This is a genomic window from Streptomyces sp. NBC_00158, from assembly GCF_045160885.1.
Taxonomy (GTDB): Bacteria; Actinomycetota; Actinomycetes; order Streptomycetales; family Streptomycetaceae; genus Streptomyces.
Map to the genome: position 1 here is coordinate 3,848,310 of NZ_CP108161.1, position 21,195 is coordinate 3,869,504.

Below are 21,195 nucleotides of genomic sequence, written 5' to 3' on the forward strand. Positions count from 1 at the left end.
GTCCGCCCGCAGCATGCCGTGTACAGGAGCTTGGGCTGCTACCGGTCGAGCATGCAGGTTGCTTCCTTGGCGGCGACGGTGAGGGCCTCATCGAGGGCCTCGACTCGGCGGCCTCCGGCGCTGGCGACGGGGCCGGTGCCTCCTGTTCCGCCACCGACCGCGCGAGCGGCGGAGGCGAGGATGTCGGCGGCCTCGGTTCCCGTGGCGAGGACGCCGGGCGTGATGGCCGCGACGAGCAGGGCCTTGCCGTCGCGCTCGGTACCCAGAACGACGACGGCGACATCCTCGCCGAGGTGGCTGACAGTGTTGGTGGCGAGGGACCGGAGGTCGGCTGCTCCGAGACTCGGTACCCGCTGCGTGATGATCCGCCCGCCGGGTACGTTGCGGTACGCGGAGGCGATCTGTTCAGCCTGGCTTCGCAGCTCGGCGTCACGCAGATGGGCGAGCTGCTTCTGTGTTGTGGCCAGGGCTTCGAGACGCTTGCTGAGGCTCGCAGGGGCATTCTGCGGGCGGGTGCCGAGGAGGGCGGAGACCTCGTCGAGGAGGCGGCGCTCGGTGTCCTGGTGGCGGAGGGCGCCGTGCCCGGTGAGGGCTTCGATGCGGCGGAGGTTGGAGCCGATCGAGCCTTCGCTGAGCAGGCGGAAGGTGCCGACCTGGGAGCCGTGGGCGACGTGGGTGCCGCCGCACAGTTCGCGGGAGAAGTCGCCGATGTCGACGATGCGGACGGTGTCGCCGTACTTCTCGCCGAACAGGGCGATGGCGCCGGCGGCCTCGGCTTCGGCGCGGTCGGCGTGCCAGGCGCGGACGGCCGGGTCGTCGAGGACGTGGCCGTTGACGGCGGCCTCGATCCGGGCGAGCTGGTCGGGGGTGACGGCGGAGAAGTGGGCGAAGTCGAAGCGCAGGCGGTCGGACTCGACGAGCGAGCCCTGCTGGCGGGCGTGTTCGCCGAGGGTGGCGCGTACGACGGCGTGCAGGATGTGGGTGGCCGAGTGGGAGCGCATGAGGCCCTTGCGGCGGTCGGCGTCGACAGTGGCTTCGCCCCTCGCCCCGGTGCGGAGCTCGCCTTCGAGGACGCGGGCGCTGTGGACGCGGAAGCCCTCCAGGCCGTACTGGGTGTTCGTGATCCGCAGCAGGGTGCCGTCTTCGGTGCGCAGGGTGCCGGTGTCGCCGACCTGGCCGCCGGCTTCGGCGTAGAAGGGCGAGCGGTCGAGGACGAACTCGATGTCGGAGCCCTCGGGGGCGCTGGTGGTGACGGCCCCGCCGGAGATCAGGCCGAGCACGGTGACCTCGGAGGTGAGGTGCTCAAAGCCGAGGAAGTCGGTGCGCGGCAGGTGGGCGGACAGCTCCCGGTAGGTGTCCTGGCGGCGCAGGGCCTCGGCGGTCTTGGCCTTGCCCCCGGTCTTGGCGCGCTTCCTCTGCTCGTCCAGCAGCGTGGCGAAGCGGTCTTCGTCGACGGTCAGGCCGGCGTCGTGGGCGGCCTCGACGGTCAGCTCCAGGGGGAAGCCGTAGGTATCGGCGAGCTCGAAGGCGGTCTCGCCCGGCAGTGAGCCGGAGTGGCTCTCCCTGGTGCGGGTGATCGCGGCGTTCAGCAGCCGGGTGCCCTGCGTGAGGGTGCGGGTGAATGAATCTTCCTCGGCGGTGACGACCTGCTCGATGAGGTTGGCCTGGTCGGTGAGCTCCGGCCAGACGTCGCCGAGGTTGGCGATCACGCTGGCAGTGGCGGGGGCGAGAACGGGCTGGTCGATGCCCAGCAGGCGGGCGTGGCGGATGGCCCGGCGCATGAGGCGGCGCAGGACGTATCCGCGGCCGTCCTTGGAGGGCAGGACGCCATCGGCGATGAGGTAGGCGATGGAGCGGGCGTGCTCGGTGACGACCTGGAAGGAGACCTTCTCCTCGCCGTTGCCGGGGTAGTCGCGGCCGGCGAGCTCCCGGACGGTGTTCATGGTGGGCATGAGCAGGTCGGTGGTGCAGACGTTCTCGACGTCCTGGAGGATCGCGGCGAGGCGGTCGAGGCCGAGGCCGGTGTCGATGCTCTGCTGGGCGAGCTCGCCGAGGATCGGGAAGTTGCCCTTCTTGTCGCCCTCGCCGCGCTGGTACTGCATGAAGACGAGGTTCCAGATCTCCACGTAGCGTTCGCCGTCGACGGCGGGTCCGCCCTCGCGGCCGAAGGCCGGCCCTCGGTCGTAGTTGACCTCAGAGCAGGGGCCGCACGGTCCGGGGACGCCCATGGACCAGTAGTTGTCCTCCATGCCCAGGCGCTGGATGCGCTCGGCGGGGACGCCGATCTTCCGCCACAGCTGCTCGGCCTCGTCGTCGTCCTCGTAGACGGTGATCCAGAGCCGGTCCTTCTCCAGGTCGTAGCCCTGGGTGAGGAGTTCCCAGGCATAGGCGATGGCGTCGGCCTTGAAGTAGTTGCCGAAGGAGAAGTTGCCCATCATCTCGAAGAACGTGGCGTGCCGGTTGGTGCGGCCGACGTTTTCGATGTCGGAGGTGCGGGCGCACTTCTGGATGGTGGTGGCGCGGCGGTACTCCGGGGTGACCTCGCCCAGGAAATAGGGCTTGAACTGGTTCATGCCGGCGTTGGCCAGCAGCAGGGTCGGGTCGGAGGGGATGAGCGGGCTGGACGGGACCTGGCGGTGGCCGCGCGAGGTGAAGAAGTCCAGGAAGGTAGAGCGGATCTGCGTCGAGCGCATGGTGGTGTGGCCCTCACGGAAGAGTCGTGGAGAGGTGGGGGTTGATCACACGCCGAGCCGGGCCGAGAACAGGGACTGAGAGGTTCTCAGTTCTCCAGCTCGACGCAGATAGCTCGCGCCCCCACGGTGTAGACCATGACTCCTGATCCGTTGCTCACAGGTGGTGCAGCAGCCCACATGGATGCAGTCATCCTGTGCGCGCTGCACCACCCAGAGTAGCGGGTCAGGCATCAAGATCGCTTGATGATTTGGTGGGAAGGCGCGGCTCCCGCCAGAAGGAGGAGCAGTACGTCGGCGAGCGCTGCCGCGTGCGGCAGGACGAGATCGGCGCCGACCCGGCTGAGGGCCTCGGGACCGGCGAAGCCCCAGCCCGCCCCGACGGCCCGTACGCCTGCCGCACGGGCGGCGTGGACATCGAGCTCCGTGTCACCGACGAACACGGCGCCCTCCGGTACGACGTCGAGCTGCCGCAGGGCGAGGAGCAGCCCGTCGGGCGCGGGCTTGGGGGCAGCGTCCTCGAAGCAGACGACGGTGTCGATCAGGTCGAGGATGTCCGGCGGCAGCAGCCAGCCGACCCTGCGACGGCTTCGCAGGGTCACGATGCCCGTGGCGACACCTGCGGCCCTGAGCGCGGTGAGGGTCTCGCCCACGAACGGGAAGACCTCGGCTTGGAGACTCGCCGTCGCGGTGGCCGCGTCCCAGCCGTCGTCGTTGATCGCTCCGCTCAGTCCGAGTTCCGCCAGGACCTGCTGCCGCGGCACGGTTGCCGCACCGGTGGGGAGGTCGGCGACGGTGACGAGGCGGTCGAGCGCGGAGGTCGCGAACCCGGCCAGGGTGGCGAGTTGGGCGGCATGGCTGTCGAGGAGGACCCCGTCGAGGTCGAAGAGCACGGCCCGCTTCACGCGGCATCACCACTGTGGGAGGGCGGCAGGTCGGCCTCGGTGAGCAGGGAGTGCAGGGTGACGCGGTGCTCGGCCAGCAGCAGGCGGCCTCCGAGCGGACGCTCCAGCACGCACAGCGCGTCGGTGACGGGAGCCCCCGCGATCCGCAAGGTGCGGGCCATCTTCAGCAGCTGGCCACCGGAGCGGACCACGTCGTCGACGAGGACCGTGCGGCGGCCGACGTGGGCGGCGCCCTCGATCTGCCGACGGGAGCCGTAGCCCTTGGGCTGGCGACGCAGGAAGACGGCGGGCAGGCCGGTGGCAGCAGACAAGGCTACCACGAGGGGGACGCCGCCGAGCTCGATGCCGGCCAGCAGTTGGGCTTCGGCGGGCACGAGTTCGGCCAGAGCGGCTGCGGTGTCGCGCAGGAGTGCGGGTTCGGCGGCCAGGCGGTACTCGTCGAAGTAGGCGTCCAGCCGGGCGCCGTCAGCGAGGTGGAACGGGGCGGTGACGCAGGCGGTCTCGGCGAGCCGGGCAGTGAGGCCGGCAGGCGTCGTGCTGGCGGTCATGCTCCTCCGATCGGGGCTGTGTCGAGCGTGGTGAGGCAGGTGCGGAAGGCGTCGGCGGATTCGACGGTGGTGAGGAAGCCGAGTGGCCGTGTCGGGGTCTCGTACAGCCACTTCTCCTGCCGCAGGAACGCGAGCAGTCGGAGGGCGGCCGGCCCGGCCAGGAAGATCGGTACGGGCCGGATGGTGGTCGCGTAGTACAGGGCGGCGGTCAGCTCGTGCAGGGTGCCGACGCCGCCGCCCATCGCGACGATCAGATCGGCGTACCTCAGGTAGTGGTTGATCCGCGCGCCGAGGTCGTGGAGGTGGATCGAGTTGGTGACGTGCGGGTTGAAGGATCCCCACTCGTCGTGTTTTCCGGTCAGGGTGACCGCGGTGACCGGGGCTCCTTCGGAGCTCGCTCCGCGGGCGGCGGCCTCCATCAGCCCGTTGTAGCCGCCGTGCAGGAGCGAGTACCCGGCCCGGGCCAGGGCCCGGCCGATCTCCTCGGCCAGCCTCTCCTCCTCAGTGGAGGCGGGGACGACGCCACCGAAGAACACGGCGGTCAGGCCCTCGCGGGCCCAGCTGGTGGCCGGGCCCGCGAGGTGGAGTGCGTTCACACCAGCTCCTGGTACGTGCGGTAGGCGGCGATGGAGTCGCCCAGCCCGTCGAGGGCCTCGGGGCAAGCCCGCTCGACCAGCGCGAGCATCCGCGCGATGGCCGCGTCCACGTCCTCGGCGAGCGGGACAGCCGGCCCACCGATCGCCGCATCCAGGTCGCCCAGGCAGGCCCGGCCGATCGGGGTGACGGCGATCTCCTCGCGCAGCTGGTACCAGCCCCAGAACCGGGATGCCGGGGCCAGAGCGGCCTTGATGAGGTCCTTCGTCGCGGTGTGGAGCCGGTGCCACTCCGAGTACGCGACGAAGCGCTGGCCCCGCTTGATGCGCTTGTGCAGCAGTACGGCCAGCACCAGGTGCTCGATCAGCAGCTCGGTGCACGTACGCGGCCGGGCGAGGAACTCCTCGGCGAAGCGCTCGGCCGTCAGGACCGCCTCAGGGCCGGCGGGTGTCGGCTCCCGGTCGAGGATCGAAGCGGTGGCGACCGCTGCCCGCAGGCGCGGGATGCGCGTGGCAGGCACGAGGTAGAGGTCGATCTGGTGCAGCCTGCCCTCGTCCGGGACGAGGAAGACCATCCCGACGCCGCCGAGGTCGGCGACGATCGTGTCGCGCCAGCCGGGCAGCAGGGCGCCGGCCTCGATGGTCATCAGGTCGTCCAGGGCCTTCACGAACGCGGGCAGCTGGGCGTCGTGGACGCCGACGACGAAGTCGACGTCCGAGAGGCGGTCGGCGGTGCCGTGGGCCAGCGAACCGCGGACCATCAGGTGAGTGACGGCCTGCGAGGTGGCCAGGGTGTCGGCGAGGCTCGACAGGAGCGGTAGCTGGGCCGGTCGGTTGGCATGGGTCAGTTCGGCCAGGTGCAGGGTGGGCATGCGCGTCCTCCGTTCGGATTCCGGCGGGTTGGACTTGCGGGTGATCAGGCGGTGAGGGCGAGGAGCCGGCGCTTGGCCGAGGCCCAGCGCGTGGCGGCCTCTTCGTCGCCGAGCGAGGTGTGGAGCTCGGCGATCAGGTCGTAGACCGCGCCTTCCGGCAGGGCGTAGGCGTAGAAGAGCCGCAGCAGCATGCGCTCGGCCGCCTCCGTGTAGCCCAGGTCGGCCATGGCGCGGGCGGCCTGCAGCCGCTCGGCGGTGATCGTCTCGTTGATCGCGGGGAGGGGCTCGGCGGCGGTCGGGTGGAGCGAGGGGTGCCGGGCCAGGCGCCGGTAGGCGTCGTCGGCGTACACGTCGGCGATCAGGTGGATCCGGTCGGGGCCGAGCAGGTTGCAGACCCCGTGGGCGTACGTCGGCGTCAGCCGCCAGATCCGCCCGCCGGTCATGTGGACCTTGGTGCCGCCGGTGACCAGGTACGCCGAGGAGTTGGTGTGGAGCGGGATGTGCAGTCGGTGTCGCTCCACCTGGTCGAGCTCGTCGTAGTCGCGGTGCTCCCACAGGAAGGCGTTGGGCTCCAGCCGGGCGAGCCGCACCCACATGTAGTTCAGGCCCAGCTCGGCCAGCAGCGCGGCGGTGTCCGGCATCTGCGCCAGCAGCTCCGTCGGCCTGGCCGCGCAGTCGCCGATCGTCACGTCGGCCGCGTCACCGGAGGCGTTCATCAGCGAGGTCGTCCACCAGCCCCCCGACTGGTAGGCGCCGTACTCCGCCTTCCAGGGCGCCTGGGCCGTCAGGGCCTCGTGGCGCATCCGCTCCAGCTGGGCGGAGTCCACGGCGTCCAGCTGGGCGATTTGCCCTGCCAGAGCGGTCAGAGTTTCCATCGGTTCCCTCCCGTTCCCGGCCCGCCGAGCAGCGGACAGGTGTGCGCGTGGTGCTGGATGGGGTGATCGAGCCGGGCTGCTGACGAACAGCCGTCGATCTCACGCTTTGCGGTCAGGGCGACACGCAAAGCGAAGTGCGTTCAGCATGGGGTGGGCGCCGAGGCATGGATACGACGTCGCCGCCGTCATGGAGCCGCCCTCGTCGAGGGTCCGGCGCGCCGGATGACGACGTCATGCGTCATGACTGCCGTCATGGCTGCCGTCATCTGAGCCGCAGAGCGGCCGAACGGGTTTCCCGCTGATCGGCCGTGGCTATCGTCAGACCAGGCGAACGGGGACGGAGAGGATCTGCGGTGGCTGAAACTCCCACGCTCTTACGGGTCTTGACGCTGCAGCGGCACTGGCAGGTCTACGAGACCTTCCGCCTCCGGTTCGAAGCGACCGCGAACACGGTCGCGGAGGAGCAGAACGACCGCCGGCTTCGAGGCTTGTCGGTCTCCAAGCGGCAGTTCGAGCGCTGGTACGGCGGTGCGGTCAAGACCCGCCCCTACCCGGACCAGTGCCGAGTGCTGGAGGCGATGTTCGGCGTCAGCGTCGATCGTCTCCTTGTTCCCGCGTCTGCGGTCGATACCCCGATCGTCGTCCCACCGCCACGGCCAGTTCCTGTCCTCCTCCCCTCCGAGCGGGCAGCGGCACTGCCTGCTGGTGGCCCGTTCAGCAGCGAGTCCCGCCTCGACGCGGGCACCACGGAATTGGAAAGGCAGGTCGCGATGGCGGCTCGTCGTGCGCTCAGGTTCACCGCCCTGGCGGAGGGCAGCAGCGTTGGCCCGGAGACCCTGGGCCAGATCCATGACGAAGTGCGACGGCTCACCGTCGCCTACCCGAGACTCGCGTTGCCGACCTTGCTCGGCGACCTTGTCGAGGTACAGGACCTCACCTTCCGGCTCCTCGAGCACGGCCGGGTCAAGCCCCTGCAGGCGCGCGATCTCTATCTGCTCGCCGGCATCACTTCCGGCATGCTCGCCAAAGCCAGCCACGACCTGGGCAACCCCAGTGCCGCGATGATGCAGGCCCGCACCGCCTTCGTCTGCGCCGACAACGCCGACCACCACGCCATGCGCGCCTGGGTCCGTTCCCTGCAGTCGCTCATCTCCTACTGGGCCGGGCGCCCCTCCGAGGCCGCCGACTACGCCACCCTCGGCCTCGGTGCGGCGGGCAACGTCCGCGGCACCACCAGCGTCTGGCTGGCCTGTCTCTCCGCCCGCGCCAACGCCCTCCTCGGCAACGGCGAGGCCACCCGTACCGCCATCCAGCAGGCCGAGGAAGCCCGCACGGCCGCCGAACCCGACGACCTCGACGCCTTCGGCGGCATCATGACCTTCCCGGTGCCCCGGCAGCTGTACTACGTCGCCGAGGCCACCGTGCACCTCGGCGAGGACCCCGCACTCGGCGAGAGCCAGTCCGAGGCCGCCGTCGCCGCGTACCGCACCGCCACGGAGGACGAATGGGCCTTCGGCGACGAGGCCGGCGCGCAGACCGACCTCGCCCTCGCCCGCATCGCCCGCGGCGAGATCGAGGGCGCCATCGAAGCCGTCCAGCCTGTACTCGACCTCCCAGTCGAGCAGCGCAACTTCGGCATCACCAGCAGCGCCCAGCGGGTCCACGCCGCGCTCCAGGCCGAAGGCAGGCGCAACCGAGGCGCGGCGGCGGCCGGCCTCCGCGAGGAGATCGAAGCCTTCACGGCCACCCCGACGTCCGTCCTCGTCCGGTGACTCCGCAGGTAGGCTCCGCAGCCATGACTCCAGTCCACCTGGCCGGCCCCCGTCTGGCGCTGCGCGAAGTCGAACCCGAGGACACCGCCGCCCTCCTGGCCATCTACGGAGACCCCGAGGCCACCCGGCACCTCAGCTTCGAGCCCCGCACCCCCGACCAGGTCCAGGCGATCGTCGACCGGTCCATCGGCTCCGCGAAGGACACTCCCCGGACCGAGTACTGCCTGGCCATCACCCCGGCCGGTGAACACCGGCTGATCGGCTACGCGCGCCTGGCGACCGAACCGCAGCAGGCGGCCACCATCGGCTTCGCCCTGAACCCTGCTGAGTGGGGCAAGGGCCTCGGCACGGACACCGTCCACATGCTGTGTGCGCTTGGCTTCAAAGTCCTGGGCCTGCACCGCATATGGGCCGCACGCTCGCCGCTCAACGAGGCATCCGCGCGTACCCTCCTGCGAGCGGGCATGACCGAGGACGGGCGGATCCGCGACCACGTCTTCGTCCACGGAGCCTGGCGGGACTCGATCACCTACTCGATCCTGGAGCACGAGTGGGCACCGACCTGCACCTTCGACCTCAGTGCTGACGAAGGGGCCCCGGTGGGTATGCCCGTGTCTGCGGCTGACGGCGGGCAGGACAGGTGAGCTGGTGCTGACCGAGCAGGGCTTACCGCACCACCTGGCAGTCCCCGGCATCGCCGAGTTCGCTCGCGGTGGCTTGCCCGAGCCGCCGACCACCAATGACGGCAATGAGTGGGTCGATGGGATGTGCTGGCTGTACTGCGAGCAGCAGTGGACCCGCGTCCTGTGGATCGGCCCGGTCAGTGTGGCCGGAGCCCAGGCGCCTATGTATGCCTGCGGCCCTTGCATCGCAGAGCTCCAGGAACGTGTCTGGTGCTCCATCCGCCGCCACGATGAGTCCGCCCGCCCCGCCCACCGACCCGAGTGCGGACGGGAGGCCAGAATCGCTGCCAGGGGGCGGGGACGGCACCGACGCAGCGGCGCACCGTCTGCCTAGACAGCCACCCGGCTCATCCCCGTCCATACGTCCTTCCCATCCATCCTGGCCGTCCTGGAGGAGTAGACGTGACGCATCAGAACGTCGGGGAGCGCCCGGGCGTCGCCGCGGCCATCGTGGTGCACAAGGGCCGCGTGCTCATGGTGCGGCGTCGCGTAAGCGAGGGCCGGCTCTCCTGGCAGTTTCCCGCAGGCAAGGTCGAGCCTGGCGAAAGCCGGGAGGATGCAGCCGTGCGCGAGACCCAGGAGGAGACGGGTCTGATAGTGAAGTCGGGACGGCTACTGGGTGAGCGGGTCCACCCGGACACGGGTCGGCTGATGTCCTACACGGCCTGCGAGGTGCTCGGCGGAAACGCGCACGTCGCGGATACCGACGAGCTGGCCGAAGTCGCCTGGGTAGCCCACGCCGAGATCCCGCAGTACGTCCCGTACGGTCTGTTCGCGCCGGTACAAGAACACCTCGACGCGGCCCTGAACCGCTGACGAAGTGTTCACCGAGTGAACATGGTGATCGTTCACCGAGTGAACGGCGGTTTGTTCACTCGGTGAACGGAATGTGCCCTGTTCCTTCAGGCAACGCTTCGACCGTTCCTTCGGGGAACACCTGCCGTGTTCCCCGAAGGAGCAGGGCGCCCGCTAGTGACCGTGGCGGTCTTCGGGCTACCGGCTGCTTCGGCGGGGTGGTTGCTGTCGTGAGGTACCGAGGACAGCTGCGCTCGAACCGAGGCGGGTGGTGCTCGCGGAGTCGGGGTGAGCGGGCCTTTCAGCTACCACGCCGACGAGGCGGTGCAGCCGCCAGACCAGGACGTCGCTGATCGACGTGGCGGTGTCGAGTTCCCGTCGGCGGGTGGCTTCGGTGAGGAGGAGGGTCGGGTCGTGGCCGGCCTTCTGGGCGTCGGTGAGGGTGGCGGCGAGGGCAGGCCAGCCAGGCTCGGTGAGGATCTGCTCGGCCAGGCCGGGTAGGGCTTGGCGGATGAGGGCGGCCTGTTCCTGCTGCACGGCGACGGTCAGGCGTAGACCGCGCTGGCGGATCACGGTCAGGGGCTGGATGGCGGCGGCCTGGTACGCGGCGTGCAGGTGTTCGGCTGCTTGGCGGGCGGCTTCGGCTTGCTGGTCGTGGTGCTGGGTGTGGTGCCAGTGCTGGGTCGCGACGACGGCCAAGAGCAGGGCGTCGAGGAGGATCGCTAGGAGGGCTCCGTCCTTGGGCGCGGGTTCACGCACGATCGCCTTGACGGCCCGGCGTGTGGCCTGGGCCTGCTGGTGGTGGGCGCGGATGCGGGAGCGGCTGGCCCGCTCGAAGGCCGCGGCTGCCTGGGCCAGCTGGGGCCGGTGGCCGGCGGGGGCGATGAGGGGAAGGGCGTCGAGGATTTCGGCGAGCACGGTGATGTGCGCCTGGCCCACGACGTCGTCGGCCTGCTCGAGAACATCGGGGATCTGGTCGACGCCATCGGTGACCTGCTGCCATGCCGTAGGCGGACGGCCAGAGTGCCGTCCCATGGGGGCGAGTTCGGTGGGTGCGAGGCGCTCGCTGATCTTGGGGTAGGACAGGTCGGGGCCGAGGGCGGAGCCTGAGAACCACACCGGCTCGCCCTTGGCGTTCGTGTCGCCGGGGAGGGCGACTTTGTAGCCCCGGATGTCGCCGGAGGGGAAGTGCTGAACGTCCACCAGCACGCCTGCGCTGCGGAGGATGGTGAAGAACTCTTCGGTGTCCGTGGCAGCCGCCACGGTCGTGCGGACGGTGGTGCGCAGCCTCTCCCGGGGCGTGGCGGTGTGCCCGGCGCGCAGGGCCTTCTCCTTCTCGGCGCGGGTGGGGCGTTTGGCGGCGGTGTGGTCGCCGCGTACGACCTGGCGCAGTCCGTACTCCTGCTCGATCGCGGCGCACTCTTTGTCGGCGCGCGGGTAGTCGTTCCAGTTGCGGGGTGGGGTGAGGTCGCCGCGGACCTTGGTGGCGACGATGTGGATGTGGTCGTCGGCGTGGCGGACCGCGACCCAGCGGCATGCGTCCGGGTCGCCGGCGGGAGCGATACCGGTGGCGTTCAGGATCCGGCGGGCGATCGTCGCCCACTCGTCATCCGTCAGGATTCGGTCCTCGGGTGCGGCCCGGACCGAGCAGTGCCACACGTGCTTGTCCGGTGCGCGGTCGCCGGCCTGTTTCACGCGCAGGTCGAGGACGGTGGCGAGCTGGGCGAGGGTGGCGGTCTCGTCGCGGCCGGGGTCGGGGGCGAAGCCGTCCCAGGAGGCGACCAGGTGGGGGTCGGAGTGCTCGTTGGCGCGACCGGACCCGTAGAGGTAGCGCAGGACGCCGTGCGTGTTGGCGCCGGCCTTGCCGATGTTCGTGATCAATCAGGCCGCCGCCTTCGATGTGGCGGCGTTGTCCGACGCCACATCGATCGACGTGACGGCATCACGGGCCACGACCAGGACACGTCCTGCTTCCGCGAGGAGGGCTGTGTCCCCAAGCTGTGGATGGCCGCCGGAGTTCAGCTTGCGGGCGATCTGGTTGACGTTGGTGCCGATCCTGGCGACTTCGGTCCGCAGGGCGGCGAGCTCGTCGATCAGGTCATCGTGGGAGGTCCGCTGGCCAGGCAGCGCAAGGTCGCCGTTCAGGTGGGCCACGACGATGGCGCCGATGAGGTGTGCGCCGGCCAGGTTCAGGCGGCGGGCTTCGGCAAGGATCGCCTGCTTCTCTGCGACGCTGTAGCGGACGTCGACGCGCTCCTTGCGCTGCACCTTCTTGCGGGCGCGACGGCGGGCGACCCGGTACAGCGCGGCTTCGTCAGCGGCCCGCACGATGGCGGGCAGGCCGGCGTCGGCGGTACCGGCCGCCTCCTGCCCCGGTGCGCCCTCGCGCCGGGGTTCTGCCTCCGCCACCCCCGGGGCGGAGGCTGCGTTGGACCGGCCCTTGGACGGTCCAACGCCATACCTTGCTGCCTGGTCTGGGGCTGTGGTGCGGGCGTTGGGCAGCTGGTCGGTGGTGAGGTTTGGGATGTGCATCTCGGGCATGCCGGGCCTTTCTGGGGGAGCGCGGGAAGGGTGCCCACCCACCCGCGGTCTGGTGCGGGCGGGCGGAGTGGCTCAGTGGACGGCGGTGCGCCCGTTCAGTTCGGCCTGGAGGATGTCCTTGGCCTCCTCGGCAAGGTCCTTGTTGATGGTGAATCCCTTGCTGCGGATGGCGTCTTCGATGTGGCGGCGGGATGCGTGTCCGTGCCGTCCGCGCTGCGCGGTGCGACCTATCTCGACGGCCTGCTCCAAGGTGGCGCGGGGTTTGCGTCCCTTGCCGTCGGGCGAGGTGTCGAATTCCGCCTCTTGTTTCCGCGTGGGCTCGGCCACGTCTTCGCTGGCTTCCACGGGCTTTGGCGCAGCAGCCTCGGTCGCAGGCTGCCCGTGAGGTTCGGGCACGGCGTGAGGTTTGTGGCGCGCGGCGGCTGCGGTGTTGTGGCGGGTGGCGGGTTGGCGCTGGACGAGGAGGTAGAAGTGGACGGCGCCTGCCAGTGCGAGCGGAGCGATGGCGGAGATGGCGCCCACGGTGATGTCGTCCAGCGGGAGTCCGGTGTGGCGGGCCTGCTGGTTGAGGCGGATGGCGTGGAGCACGTTGGCCCAGATGCTGGTGGCGGTGGCGAGTGCGACCAGCGAGGCCACGTAGAGGCGGGCACGGAGGGGGCCGGCGTGCAGGACCAGGAGCGCGCCGATTCCCAGGGCGATGAAGCCGTCCACGAGGAGCGGGAAGACGTACGTGAGGGCTGGGTGGACATGGCTGGCGGCGGCCATCTGGCGCAGGGCGTCGTATGAGAGGGCGAACGCGCCGAGTGCCATGAGCGCGACCCCGGTACGGATCGCCCCGGCAAGGCTGGGCCGAGGCAGGGAGGATGTGGGGGAGAAGGAGAGGGCGGGCGAGGTCAAGCGTGTTGCTCCCAGGGTGGTGCGGCGGCAATGGGCGGGGGTGGCTGTGGTGGGCCGGGACTCGTCCCACTCGTCCCGTGCCTGGTCAGGGCAGGTACGGGTGGCGTGGCGGTACGGGTCGGACTCGTCCCGGCTGCCCAGACCCGTGCCTGCGCTGACCTCGTTCGGTACGGGTGGGACGGGTGCAGGAGGGTCGGTCGAGGCAGCGGGAGTCCCGGCGGGGGCGAAGGCCTGTGGGCGGGCGTAGGTACGGGTGGACCCGTCCCGCCCTTACGACTCGTCCCGGTTCTGACCTGCGCTGATACGAGTGGTACGGGTCGGTGGGGGTCAGGGCCGTGGGCGCGGTTGCGGCGTCGGCGCCGGACTGTGGCCGGTGCGTGCGGCGTTGTACGTGCAGATCTGCCGACCCGTGGGACGGGTGGGACGGGTGGGACGGGTCGGGGCGGGTCAGGCCCCGGACGGCTCGGGCGGGGCTTCGGGCGGGCAGTACCGGTCCCAGGCGTCCATGAACTGGGCGCGGGTGAAGCCCTTGGCCTGGATTCCCTCGGGGAAGCGGCGCGTGGAGGAGTTGATGTCGTAGGGCTTCAGCAGGAGCTGCAGGCGACGTGGGCACACGCCCTGGGTGCCGAGGTCGGCCCACGGTGCTTCCTCGTCGCGGTTGAGCATGGCGAGGATGGTCCTGGTGGGCAGGGCCGCCGGGTTGTCGCAGGCGGCGAAGACTCGCCGGATGTCGACCAGGATGCGCGTGTGCAGTGAGTTGTCCTGGTCGAGGGCGGCCTCGTGTGCGGTCATCACGCGGCACGCGGTGCGGGCCCGCTCGGGCCAGTCGCCTCCTGCGAGGTCGGCGACGATGACCAGCGGCTCCCAGGTGTCCGCGGCCCTGTCTTCTACCGGCATGGAGACGGGCATCAGGCCGATCGCTTCCTCGCCCCGCGGGCGCAGCCACGCCGCGAGGCGGTCCCGTACCGCGTGCAGGGCGGGCGTGTCGCGGAAGGCGCGGAACTCCGAGACCTTCTCTCCGTTCCGGCGGCGACGCATCCGCATGACCACGGACCGGTCCATGATCGTGTCGGGTAGATCGCCGATGCCGGCGAGGGCGGCCATCGCGAAGGTGTGGAAGCGGACCACCTCGTGGTTTGGTCCGGCGACGCGCAGCGTGTAACGGCTCTTCTGGAAGCCTGCGTTGAGCAGGCCCCGGAGCTCCTCGTTCTTCTCCGCGACCTTCGCCGAGCCGAAGATCGTGTCGACCTCGTCCACCAGCAGGGTCGGCGGATCCGACTCGCCGATTGACCGGAAGATCGCCGCAGCCGAGGCGTTCACGGTGATCAGTGGGTCGTGGACGGTCTCGGTGATCACGTCCAGGAGGCGCGACTTGCCGCACCGCTTCGCCGGACCCACCACCGCCAGGCGCGGCGCGTGCTGCCAGACCGTCTGCAGGTGCGTGGCTGCCACCCACAGGGTCACTGCAGTGAGCGCCTCGGGATTCGGCAGCACCACGTACCGCTGGATCTGCGCGGCCAGGTCGATCAGCGCCTGGTCTCCTTGCGAACGGGGGCCGATCGGGGCGGAGCCGGGCTGGGAGGGGGAGGTCGGCGGCTCGGCTACTGCGTCCTCCTGGGCGGTGCGGTCGGCGTCCGGCTGGCCGGGGACCGCCACCGGCGGCCAGAGCGCCTTCGTGGGCGCGGCGGCGGGGTCGGGGGTGTTGGGCATCAAGGGGGCGGCTCCTTTGCTGGCGGCCGGGTTGGCGGCCACCTCTCGGAAATTGGGCGGGAAATCCGGCTGGGCCGGGGTGCGTGGACAAGACAGCCACACCCCAGGCCCAGAAGTCCAGAGATTGCTCTAACACTCCTGAAAACTTTTTCGGCCCCATAACCGTAGACCCGGAATCCCGGTCGCCGAAATCACCGCCGCCGGTCGGTGCATCGCTCACGGCAGACAGAGAAAGGGTTCCAAAAGGTCCGCGGCGGAAGCTACAACACAGCAATGCCACCGCGATCTCTTGAAATCGGACCCGCAGGCCGCGCCGCGGCCCAGGCCATAGAGCGCACCCGTGTCGCCCGCGGCTACTCCCAGCGCCAGCTCGCCGCCCGAGTCCGCGCCCTCGGCCGGCCCATGACCTTCACCGCGCTTTCGCGCCTGGAACGAACCGTCCGGCGCTGCGATGTCGACGACCTCGTCGCCATCGCCGCCGCCCTCGGAACCCCGCCCCAGACCCTCCTGGGGAACCCGCCGGCGGCCGGAGCGGGCGAAATATAGCCGACGATCCCCGGTTTCCCAAACCGGGGATTCTCCAGACCATTGGTGTTCCCGGTACGCCTGCCGTCCCGTTCTAGCCAAACCCCTGCCCATTTCACGAGAGGACACTCTTGCGTCGATCGCCGATAACCCCTGCCCGGAAAATCCTCGCCGCCGATGGAGCGGGCGGGAAGAGTCGGAAGTCAATTGCCGAGGAATCCAGTGCCATGAAGGAGGTGACGACAAACGACCGTCTGCTCACGGTCGAAGAAGCCGCGGAGCGCCTCGGTACCGGCGTGCGCTTTATCCGCCGCCTCATCGCCGAGCGGCGTATCCGCTACGTCAAGCTCGGCAAGCACGTCCGCATCGCCGACAGCGTGCTGGCCGCCTATATCGCCGAGCGGACCGTCGAGCCCGTCCGCGGGCGCCGCGCTGGCTACGGGCTGGTGGTCTGAGTGCCGCGCTCCCGCAGAAGGGCCCCGCGCCGCAGCTTCGGCGCGATCCGCACCCTCCCCTCGGGCCGCTACCAAGCCCGCTACCCCGGCACGGACGGCGTGCTGCGACCCGCCCCGCAGACGTACGAGAGCAAGCGGGAAGCGGAGCTGTTCCTCGCCCAGATCCAGGCCGACCAGGCCCGCGGCGACTGGATCGACCCGACCGCCGGCGAGGTGCTGTTCGCCGAGTACGCCCTGCGCTGGATCGAGGAGCGGGGCATCGCGGCCACCACCGACGAGCTGTACCGACGGCTCCTGCGCCTCCACCTGGAGCCGTCCTTCGGGGAGGAGTACGTCAACGCCGTCAGCCCCGCCAAGGTCAGGACCTGGCGCGCGGAACGGCTGAAGGCGACAGGCAAGACCACGACGGCCAAGGCCTACCGGCTGCTGAAGGCGATCATGCAGACGGCAGTCGAGGACGAGCTGATCCGGCGCAACCCGTGCTCGATCCGAGGTGCGGGGCGCGAAGACGCCGACGAACGGCCCGTGGCCACCGTCGAGCAGGTTTTCGCGCTCGCCGAGGCCATCGGGATCCGCTGGCGGCTGATGGTCCTGCTGGGGGCCTTCGCCTCCATGCGGCCGGAGGAACTGGCCGAGCTGCGACGCGCCGACGTCGATCTCGACGCGGGCTCGGTACGCGTACGCAGGGCCGCCCCGGAGCTGAACACGGGACGCAGGGTGATCGGAGATCCCAAGTCCCGTGCGGGCAAGCGGGAGATCATGCTGCCCAGCTTCGTCCTCCTGGACGTCCGCCGGCATCTGGAGTGGTTCGCGCAGGACGGGCCCGAGGGTCTCGTCTTCGTGGGGGAGAAGGGCGCGCCCCTGCGAGGTACGTCCTTCGGCCGCAAGTGGCGCAAGGCCCGCGATGCGGTCGGCATGCCGAAGGAGTTCCGCTTCTACGACCTCCGCCACACCGGAAACACCCTCGCCGCCGACACTGGCGCCAAGCTGAAGGACCTCATGGTCCGTGCGGGCCAGTCCTCGGAACGGGCCCAGCTGATCTATCAGCACTCCACCAAGGAGCACCAGCGCAGGCTCGCCGCCGACATCGACGCCACCGTCCGGCTCCAGCGGGTGCCTGCTGACGGCGGGCGGCCCAGCCCGACTGGGACCGGGCGAATGTTCGTGCCCTCGGCGGCGGCATCCGGTCGGACCGCTCGGGCGAGGTGATCCTCACGCGGGGCGCATATCAACCTGACGCCCCGTTAGGGAAGTTATGGCACGCGAATGGCACGCGGGCCCAGATGGGTCTAGACAACGACGAAGGCCCAGGTCGCTGACCTGGGCCTTCTTGGAAGAGCGGATGACGGGAATCGAACCCGCGCTATAAGCTTGGGAAGCTCATGTTCTACCATTAAACTACATCCGCACAGAGGTCCAGTTGCCTGGATCCCTACCGTTGCACACTGTACCCCATGATCGACCCCCGGTGAATTCTCCCTTCGGGTCGTCGTCGGTCCCGCGTCGCAGGAGGGTTCGTGGGGGCGGGAGTTGGGGCGTACCTTGGGGGTGCGGAGCGGCGGCTGGAGTGGGTCTTGTTCATCCCCTAATGTGGCGATTCATCGCGTTACGGCTCGTTGGGGAAAGGGACTCGATGGAGCACACAGTCGTCCGTTGTGCCGAAGGGCATGTTTTCAACACCGCTTCGTTCCCGTTGCAGCACCTCGGTGCCGGCCGGATCGGGCCCGGGCGGCTGCTGCGGTGTCCGCGGTGCGCGCGGCTGAGGCACGCGGTGCCCGTCGGCGGCGTCAAGCGGTAGGGCGGCGGGACACGGGCAGTGCGGGCGCGCGGGGACCTTCTCGATTGGGGGTGGCCCGCGCGCTCTGCGTATCCTCGGGACGTGCTTCTCTCCGACAAAGACATCCGGGCCGAGATCGACAGCGGACGGGTTCGCATTGACCCGTTCGACGAGTCGATGGTGCAGCCCTCCAGCATCGACGTACGCCTCGACCGGTTCTTCCGGGTCTTCGAGAACCACCGCTACGCGCACATCGACCCCGCCATCGAGCAGCCCGACCTGACCCGCATGGTCGAGCCCGAGGGCGACGAGGCGTTCATCCTGCATCCGGGTGAGTTCGTGCTCGCCTCGACGTACGAGGTCATCTCGCTCCCCGAGGACATCGCCTCCAGACTGGAGGGGAAGTCCAGCCTGGGCCGCCTGGGTCTGGTGACGCATTCGACGGCCGGGTTCATCGACCCGGGCTTCTCCGGGCACGTGACCCTGGAGCTGTCGAACCTGGCTACCCTTCCGATCAAGCTGTGGCCGGGCATGAAGATCGGGCAGCTGTGCATGTTCCGCCTCAGCTCGCCCGCGGAGTTCCCGTACGGCAGCGAGCGGTACGGCTCCAGGTACCAGGGGCAGCGCGGGCCGACCGCCTCGCGCTCCTTCCAGAACTTCCACCGCACCCAGGTGAGGCACGAGGCATGAGCGCAGTACGCGAGAACCTGACCTACGAGGGCTTCGGCAACGCCGTCCGCGAGCTGGCGCAGACCATCGCCGACGACGGCTACGAGCCGGACATCATCCTGAGCATCGCCCGCGGCGGCGTGTTCGTCGCCGGCGGCCTGGCGTACGCGCTCGACTGCAAGAACATCCACCTCGTGAACGTGGAGTTCTACACCGGCGTGGGCACCACGCTGGAGATGCCGGTCATGCTGGCGCCCGTCCCCGAGGCGATCGACTTCACGAACAAGAAGGTCCTGATCGCCGACGACGTCGCCGACACGGGCAAGACGCTCAAGCTCGTCCACGACTTCTGCCTCGGCCACGTCGCCGAGGTGCGCTCCGCCGTCATCTACGAGAAGTCGCACTCGCTCGTGCAGTGCGAGTACGTGTGGAAGCGCACCGACGACTGGATCGAGTTCCCCTGGTCGGTCCAGCCGCCCGTGGTGAAGCGCGAGGGCCAGGTCCTCGACGCCTGAGCAGGCAGGCAGGTCGGCCGGCCGGCAGGCAGGCATGGGCATACGGGAAGGGCCCGCCGCGCGAACGCGCGGCGGGCTCTTCCCGTACGTGCGTGCGGCGGCGGTCGCTAGAGCGTGCCGAGCTTGATCATCGAGAGCAGCGCGACCAGCTGGATCGCGGACGCGCCCAGCGCCTTCTGCCAGGGCAGGTCGTGCGACTTGCTCACCATCGAGGTGAAGAGCGCGCCGGCCGCCAGCCAGGTCACCCAGCCCAGCACCTGCACGAGCATGTTGTCGCCGCCCAGGAACACCGCCACCAGCAGGCGCGGCGCGTCCGTGATGGACATGACCAGCATCGACAGGCCCACGGTCGGCTGCCACGCGCCGTCGCCACCCAGTTGGCGGGCCAGCGTGTGGGTGACCGCACCGAGGATCAGGCCGCACAGGACGAAGGCCACGCCGGCGCTCAGGATGATCGGGATCACCTGGGTGAGGGTCGCCTTGATGGCGTCCTCGCGGGCCTTGTCGAAGCCGAAGACCGCGAGCATGCCGTAGACGAAGGTCACGGCCAGCGCCGGACCCCAGACGGGGTAGTCGCGCATCTGGAGGAAGGTCGGCCCCGGCCGCAGCACGATGCCGCGCAGCAGGTCCTTCCAGTGCAGCCGCGGCCCGACGGGGGCCGCGGGGGCCGCGCCCGCCTGGTACGTCGCGCCCTGGCCGTACGGGTCCTCGCCGACGGAGAAGGCCTGGGTGTACCCCGGGTCGTTCGCGTACGAGGCCCCGTGCTGGCCCTGGCCCTGGCCCGCGTACGGGGCCTGAGGGGGCTGTGGGTACGCGTGCGGGTGCGGCTGCTGGGAGTACGGGTCGAAGTACTCCGGCTCGCCGTGGTCGCCCGCACCGCCGCCCTGGGCCGGCCACTGCTGCTGCGGCGGCGGGCCGGCGGGAGGGTAGGGCTGATGGCCGTACGGTGCCTGCGGCGCTTGCTGCTGCTGACCGTACGGCTGCTGCCGCGGGGTGTGCGGGGGTTGCTGCGGAGGGTGGTTGTCGTCCCTGCCGCGTCCGATCCTGAATCCAGCCACGTGATCGAAAGTACCTGCTCCGCCGGGCGGCCGTGGCCGGGCCGCCGGAACGGGCGGCCTTTGCGGCTGACCTGTGACATCCCCTAGGGGGAGCCGGGGGAGGGCGGTTTACGCGGTTGCGTCGGCTTCTGTGGTGGTTCGTTACGTAGCCGACGGAATGCGTACGTATTGGGTCCGTAGCTTCGTGAGTGTCGCCGCCACGGAGTCACGAACCAGAACGGAAACCCTTGTCATGCGCCGTACCCGCCGCAGCACCGCCCTTCGTACCGCCGCAGTCCTCACCGGCGCCGCCGCCGTACTGGCGCTGCCCGTCGGGTCCGCCTTCGCGGACTCGCCGACGGTGCCGGAACCCGAGGTGCTGCCGGGGATCGAGCAGCCGGTGGTGGAGCCGTCGGTGGAGCCGTCGGTCGAGCCGTCGGTCGAGCCTTCGGTCGAGCCGCCCGTGAAGCCTTCGGAGAAGCCGGTCGAGAAGCCGGCAGAGAAGCCCGTCGAGAAGCCGTCCAAGGGGCGGACGTACGTCACCACCGTGAAGCTGGCCGACGGGTCGGTCGCCAAGGTCTACAGGTTCGCCGACGGCCACTTCGAGGCCGAGGTCTTCGCCCGGGGCACGAAGCTGGACACCCTGGTCAGCAAGAACGGCAAGCCGGCGTACGGGCAGAACAACGGCCTGCACGTAGTCCTCCAGCCGAACGGCACCGTGACCTCGTGGGTCGAGGGCGGCGCCCGCAAGCCCGTCGAGAAGCCCGTCGAGAAGCCGAAGCCGCACGTCAAGAAGGAGACCTCGGTACGGATCACCATGCCGGACGGGCGGATCGCGCGGCTGATCGACGGCCCGCGGGGCAAGCGCGCGGAGATCTCCGTGCCGAACGGGAACGTGCTCGGCACGATCGACATGAAGCACCGCAGCGCGCTGAACGACGGCTGGACGTACAAGCTCGTCCAGGACGGGAAGCGCGTGAAGTTCGTCGTCATCGACGGCAAGGGGGGCGGGGACAGCTGGGTGTACGAGTTCTCCACCGGCAAGCTGATCGAGCAGTACAAGGCGGAGAAGCCGGTCAGGCCGGCGAAGCCGACGGTGGCGACCGCGGCGACGGCGGACGTGAAGACGGAGCCGTCGAAGCTGGAGCGGGTCGTCCCGAAGGGCGGCGTGAACGCCGGCGCCGGGGGCTCCGCCCCGCAGACCGAGACCCCGCTGCTGCTGGCCGCGGGCGGCGGCATGGCCGCGATGGGCGCGGCGGGCCTCGGCTTCGCGATGCTCCGCCGGAACCGCACCAACGACTGATACGCGGAACGGCCGGTCCCCCTCGGTGGAGGG

At 70.2% G+C, this 21,195-nt stretch carries 20 protein-coding genes and 1 tRNA gene; 9 read left to right on the forward strand and 12 right to left on the reverse strand.

All coding sequences use genetic code 11. The annotated features are described in order from the left end of the window. Nucleotides 1–38: 38 nt before the first annotated feature. From alaS to OG553_RS17795, 6 genes are all read right to left on the reverse strand, one after another. A complete protein-coding gene (alaS, locus tag OG553_RS17770) occupies nucleotides 39–2,693 on the reverse strand; it encodes an alanine--tRNA ligase (RefSeq protein WP_405979919.1) in 2,655 nt (884 codons plus the stop codon). Nucleotides 2,694–2,923: 230 nt separating this feature from the next. Continuing rightward, nucleotides 2,924–3,595, reverse strand: coding sequence for an HAD family hydrolase (locus OG553_RS17775; RefSeq protein WP_405979920.1), 672 nt, complete (start codon nucleotides 3,593–3,595; stop codon nucleotides 2,924–2,926). Continuing rightward, on the reverse strand, nucleotides 3,592–4,143 hold the full coding sequence (locus tag OG553_RS17780) for an orotate phosphoribosyltransferase (protein WP_405979921.1): 552 nt from the start codon (nucleotides 4,141–4,143) through the stop codon (nucleotides 3,592–3,594). Before OG553_RS17780 ends, OG553_RS17775 begins: the two co-directional genes overlap by 4 nt. Beyond that, a complete protein-coding gene (locus tag OG553_RS17785; RefSeq protein WP_405979922.1) occupies nucleotides 4,140–4,739 on the reverse strand; it encodes an LOG family protein in 600 nt (199 codons plus the stop codon). Before OG553_RS17785 ends, OG553_RS17780 begins: the two co-directional genes overlap by 4 nt. Then, the gene (locus tag OG553_RS17790) at nucleotides 4,736–5,608 is read right to left on the reverse strand and encodes a hypothetical protein (protein WP_405979923.1); all 873 of its coding nucleotides are present in this window, start codon (nucleotides 5,606–5,608) and stop codon (nucleotides 4,736–4,738) included. Before OG553_RS17790 ends, OG553_RS17785 begins: the two co-directional genes overlap by 4 nt. Nucleotides 5,609–5,652: 44 nt before the next feature. Further along, nucleotides 5,653–6,483, reverse strand: a complete 831-nt coding sequence (locus OG553_RS17795) for an aspartyl/asparaginyl beta-hydroxylase domain-containing protein (RefSeq protein ID WP_405979924.1) — start codon at nucleotides 6,481–6,483, stop codon at nucleotides 5,653–5,655. 383 nt (nucleotides 6,484–6,866) lie between these two features. On the opposite strand from OG553_RS17795, the gene OG553_RS17800 reads away from it, so the two are divergent. The 3 genes from OG553_RS17800 (at nucleotide 6,867) to OG553_RS17810 (ending at nucleotide 9,754) form a co-directional block, all read left to right on the forward strand. Further along, a complete protein-coding gene (locus OG553_RS17800; protein ID WP_405979925.1) occupies nucleotides 6,867–8,255 on the forward strand; it encodes a hypothetical protein in 1,389 nt (462 codons plus the stop codon). A 23-nt stretch (nucleotides 8,256–8,278) separates the two neighbouring features. Continuing rightward, nucleotides 8,279–8,899, forward strand: coding sequence for a GNAT family N-acetyltransferase (locus OG553_RS17805; protein ID WP_405979926.1), 621 nt, complete (start codon nucleotides 8,279–8,281; stop codon nucleotides 8,897–8,899). 441 nt (nucleotides 8,900–9,340) lie between these two features. Beyond that, on the forward strand, nucleotides 9,341–9,754 hold the full coding sequence (locus OG553_RS17810) for an NUDIX hydrolase (protein WP_405979927.1): 414 nt from the start codon (nucleotides 9,341–9,343) through the stop codon (nucleotides 9,752–9,754). A 177-nt stretch (nucleotides 9,755–9,931) separates the two neighbouring features. Here the strand turns inward: OG553_RS17810 and OG553_RS17815 are convergent, their stop codons facing one another. The 4 genes from OG553_RS17815 to OG553_RS17830 all read right to left on the reverse strand — a co-directional run bounded on the left by OG553_RS17815 (nucleotide 9,932) and on the right by OG553_RS17830 (nucleotide 14,881). Beyond that, on the reverse strand, nucleotides 9,932–11,614 hold the full coding sequence (locus OG553_RS17815; RefSeq protein ID WP_405979928.1) for a relaxase/mobilization nuclease domain-containing protein: 1,683 nt from the start codon (nucleotides 11,612–11,614) through the stop codon (nucleotides 9,932–9,934). After that, nucleotides 11,615–12,265, reverse strand: a complete 651-nt coding sequence (mobC, locus tag OG553_RS17820) for a plasmid mobilization relaxosome protein MobC (protein ID WP_405983066.1) — start codon at nucleotides 12,263–12,265, stop codon at nucleotides 11,615–11,617. It abuts the gene before it with no gap. 81 nt (nucleotides 12,266–12,346) lie between these two features. Further along, nucleotides 12,347–13,084: a DUF2637 domain-containing protein gene (locus OG553_RS17825; RefSeq protein WP_405979929.1), complete on the reverse strand. Its 738-nt coding sequence runs from the start codon at nucleotides 13,082–13,084 to the stop codon at nucleotides 12,347–12,349. 534 nt (nucleotides 13,085–13,618) lie between these two features. Then, complete coding sequence (locus OG553_RS17830) at nucleotides 13,619–14,881, reverse strand: DUF3631 domain-containing protein (RefSeq protein ID WP_405979930.1); 1,263 nt, start codon at nucleotides 14,879–14,881, stop codon at nucleotides 13,619–13,621. A gap of 273 nt (nucleotides 14,882–15,154) precedes the next feature. Here OG553_RS17830 and OG553_RS17835 point away from each other — a divergent pair, with 273 nt between their 5' ends. From OG553_RS17835 to OG553_RS17845, 3 genes are all read left to right on the forward strand, one after another. Then, entirely contained in the window at nucleotides 15,155–15,427 is a 273-nt protein-coding gene (locus OG553_RS17835) for a helix-turn-helix domain-containing protein (RefSeq protein ID WP_382589177.1), read from the forward strand. 206 nt (nucleotides 15,428–15,633) lie between these two features. Next, nucleotides 15,634–15,861, forward strand: a complete 228-nt coding sequence (locus tag OG553_RS17840) for an excisionase family DNA-binding protein (protein WP_405979931.1) — start codon at nucleotides 15,634–15,636, stop codon at nucleotides 15,859–15,861. Then, on the forward strand, nucleotides 15,862–17,070 hold the full coding sequence (locus tag OG553_RS17845; RefSeq protein ID WP_405979932.1) for a tyrosine-type recombinase/integrase: 1,209 nt from the start codon (nucleotides 15,862–15,864) through the stop codon (nucleotides 17,068–17,070). Nucleotides 17,071–17,198: 128 nt separating this feature from the next. On the opposite strand, the gene OG553_RS17850 is transcribed toward OG553_RS17845, so the two are convergent. Then, nucleotides 17,199–17,269 (reverse strand) — tRNA-Gly (locus OG553_RS17850). 471 nt (nucleotides 17,270–17,740) lie between these two features. On the opposite strand from OG553_RS17850, the gene dcd reads away from it, so the two are divergent. Continuing rightward, entirely contained in the window at nucleotides 17,741–18,328 is a 588-nt protein-coding gene (dcd, locus tag OG553_RS17855; RefSeq protein ID WP_007265045.1) for a dCTP deaminase, read from the forward strand. After that, on the forward strand, nucleotides 18,325–18,822 hold the full coding sequence (locus OG553_RS17860) for a phosphoribosyltransferase (protein ID WP_363053693.1): 498 nt from the start codon (nucleotides 18,325–18,327) through the stop codon (nucleotides 18,820–18,822). Before dcd ends, OG553_RS17860 begins: the two co-directional genes overlap by 4 nt. A 107-nt stretch (nucleotides 18,823–18,929) precedes the next feature. On the opposite strand, the gene OG553_RS17865 is transcribed toward OG553_RS17860, so the two are convergent. After that, on the reverse strand, nucleotides 18,930–19,880 hold the full coding sequence (locus OG553_RS17865; protein ID WP_405979933.1) for a YIP1 family protein: 951 nt from the start codon (nucleotides 19,878–19,880) through the stop codon (nucleotides 18,930–18,932). Between the two features lie 232 nt (nucleotides 19,881–20,112). Here OG553_RS17865 and OG553_RS17870 point away from each other — a divergent pair, with 232 nt between their 5' ends. Further along, a complete protein-coding gene (locus OG553_RS17870; RefSeq protein WP_405979934.1) occupies nucleotides 20,113–21,162 on the forward strand; it encodes a hypothetical protein in 1,050 nt (349 codons plus the stop codon). Nucleotides 21,163–21,195 lie beyond the last annotated feature (33 nt).

Coding starts and splice junctions, on each gene's coding strand:
- alaS (WP_405979919.1), bottom strand. CDS start 2,693: ATGCGCTCGACGCAGATCCGCTCTACCTTCCTGGACTTCTTCACCTCG.
- OG553_RS17780 (WP_405979921.1), bottom strand. CDS start 4,143: ATGACCGCCAGCACGACGCCTGCCGGCCTCACTGCCCGGCTCGCCGAG.
- OG553_RS17790 (WP_405979923.1), bottom strand. CDS start 5,608: ATGCCCACCCTGCACCTGGCCGAACTGACCCATGCCAACCGACCGGCC.
- OG553_RS17795 (WP_405979924.1), bottom strand. CDS start 6,483: ATGGAAACTCTGACCGCTCTGGCAGGGCAAATCGCCCAGCTGGACGCC.
- OG553_RS17805 (WP_405979926.1), top strand. CDS start 8,279: ATGACTCCAGTCCACCTGGCCGGCCCCCGTCTGGCGCTGCGCGAAGTC.
- mobC (WP_405983066.1), bottom strand. CDS start 12,265: ATGCACATCCCAAACCTCACCACCGACCAGCTGCCCAACGCCCGCACC.
- OG553_RS17825 (WP_405979929.1), bottom strand. CDS start 13,084: ATGGCACTCGGCGCGTTCGCCCTCTCATACGACGCCCTGCGCCAGATG.
- OG553_RS17830 (WP_405979930.1), bottom strand. CDS start 14,881: ATGCCCAACACCCCCGACCCCGCCGCCGCGCCCACGAAGGCGCTCTGG.
- OG553_RS17835 (WP_382589177.1), top strand. CDS start 15,155: ATGCCACCGCGATCTCTTGAAATCGGACCCGCAGGCCGCGCCGCGGCC.
- OG553_RS17840 (WP_405979931.1), top strand. CDS start 15,634: ATGAAGGAGGTGACGACAAACGACCGTCTGCTCACGGTCGAAGAAGCC.
- OG553_RS17860 (WP_363053693.1), top strand. CDS start 18,325: ATGAGCGCAGTACGCGAGAACCTGACCTACGAGGGCTTCGGCAACGCC.
- OG553_RS17870 (WP_405979934.1), top strand. CDS start 20,113: ATGCGCCGTACCCGCCGCAGCACCGCCCTTCGTACCGCCGCAGTCCTC.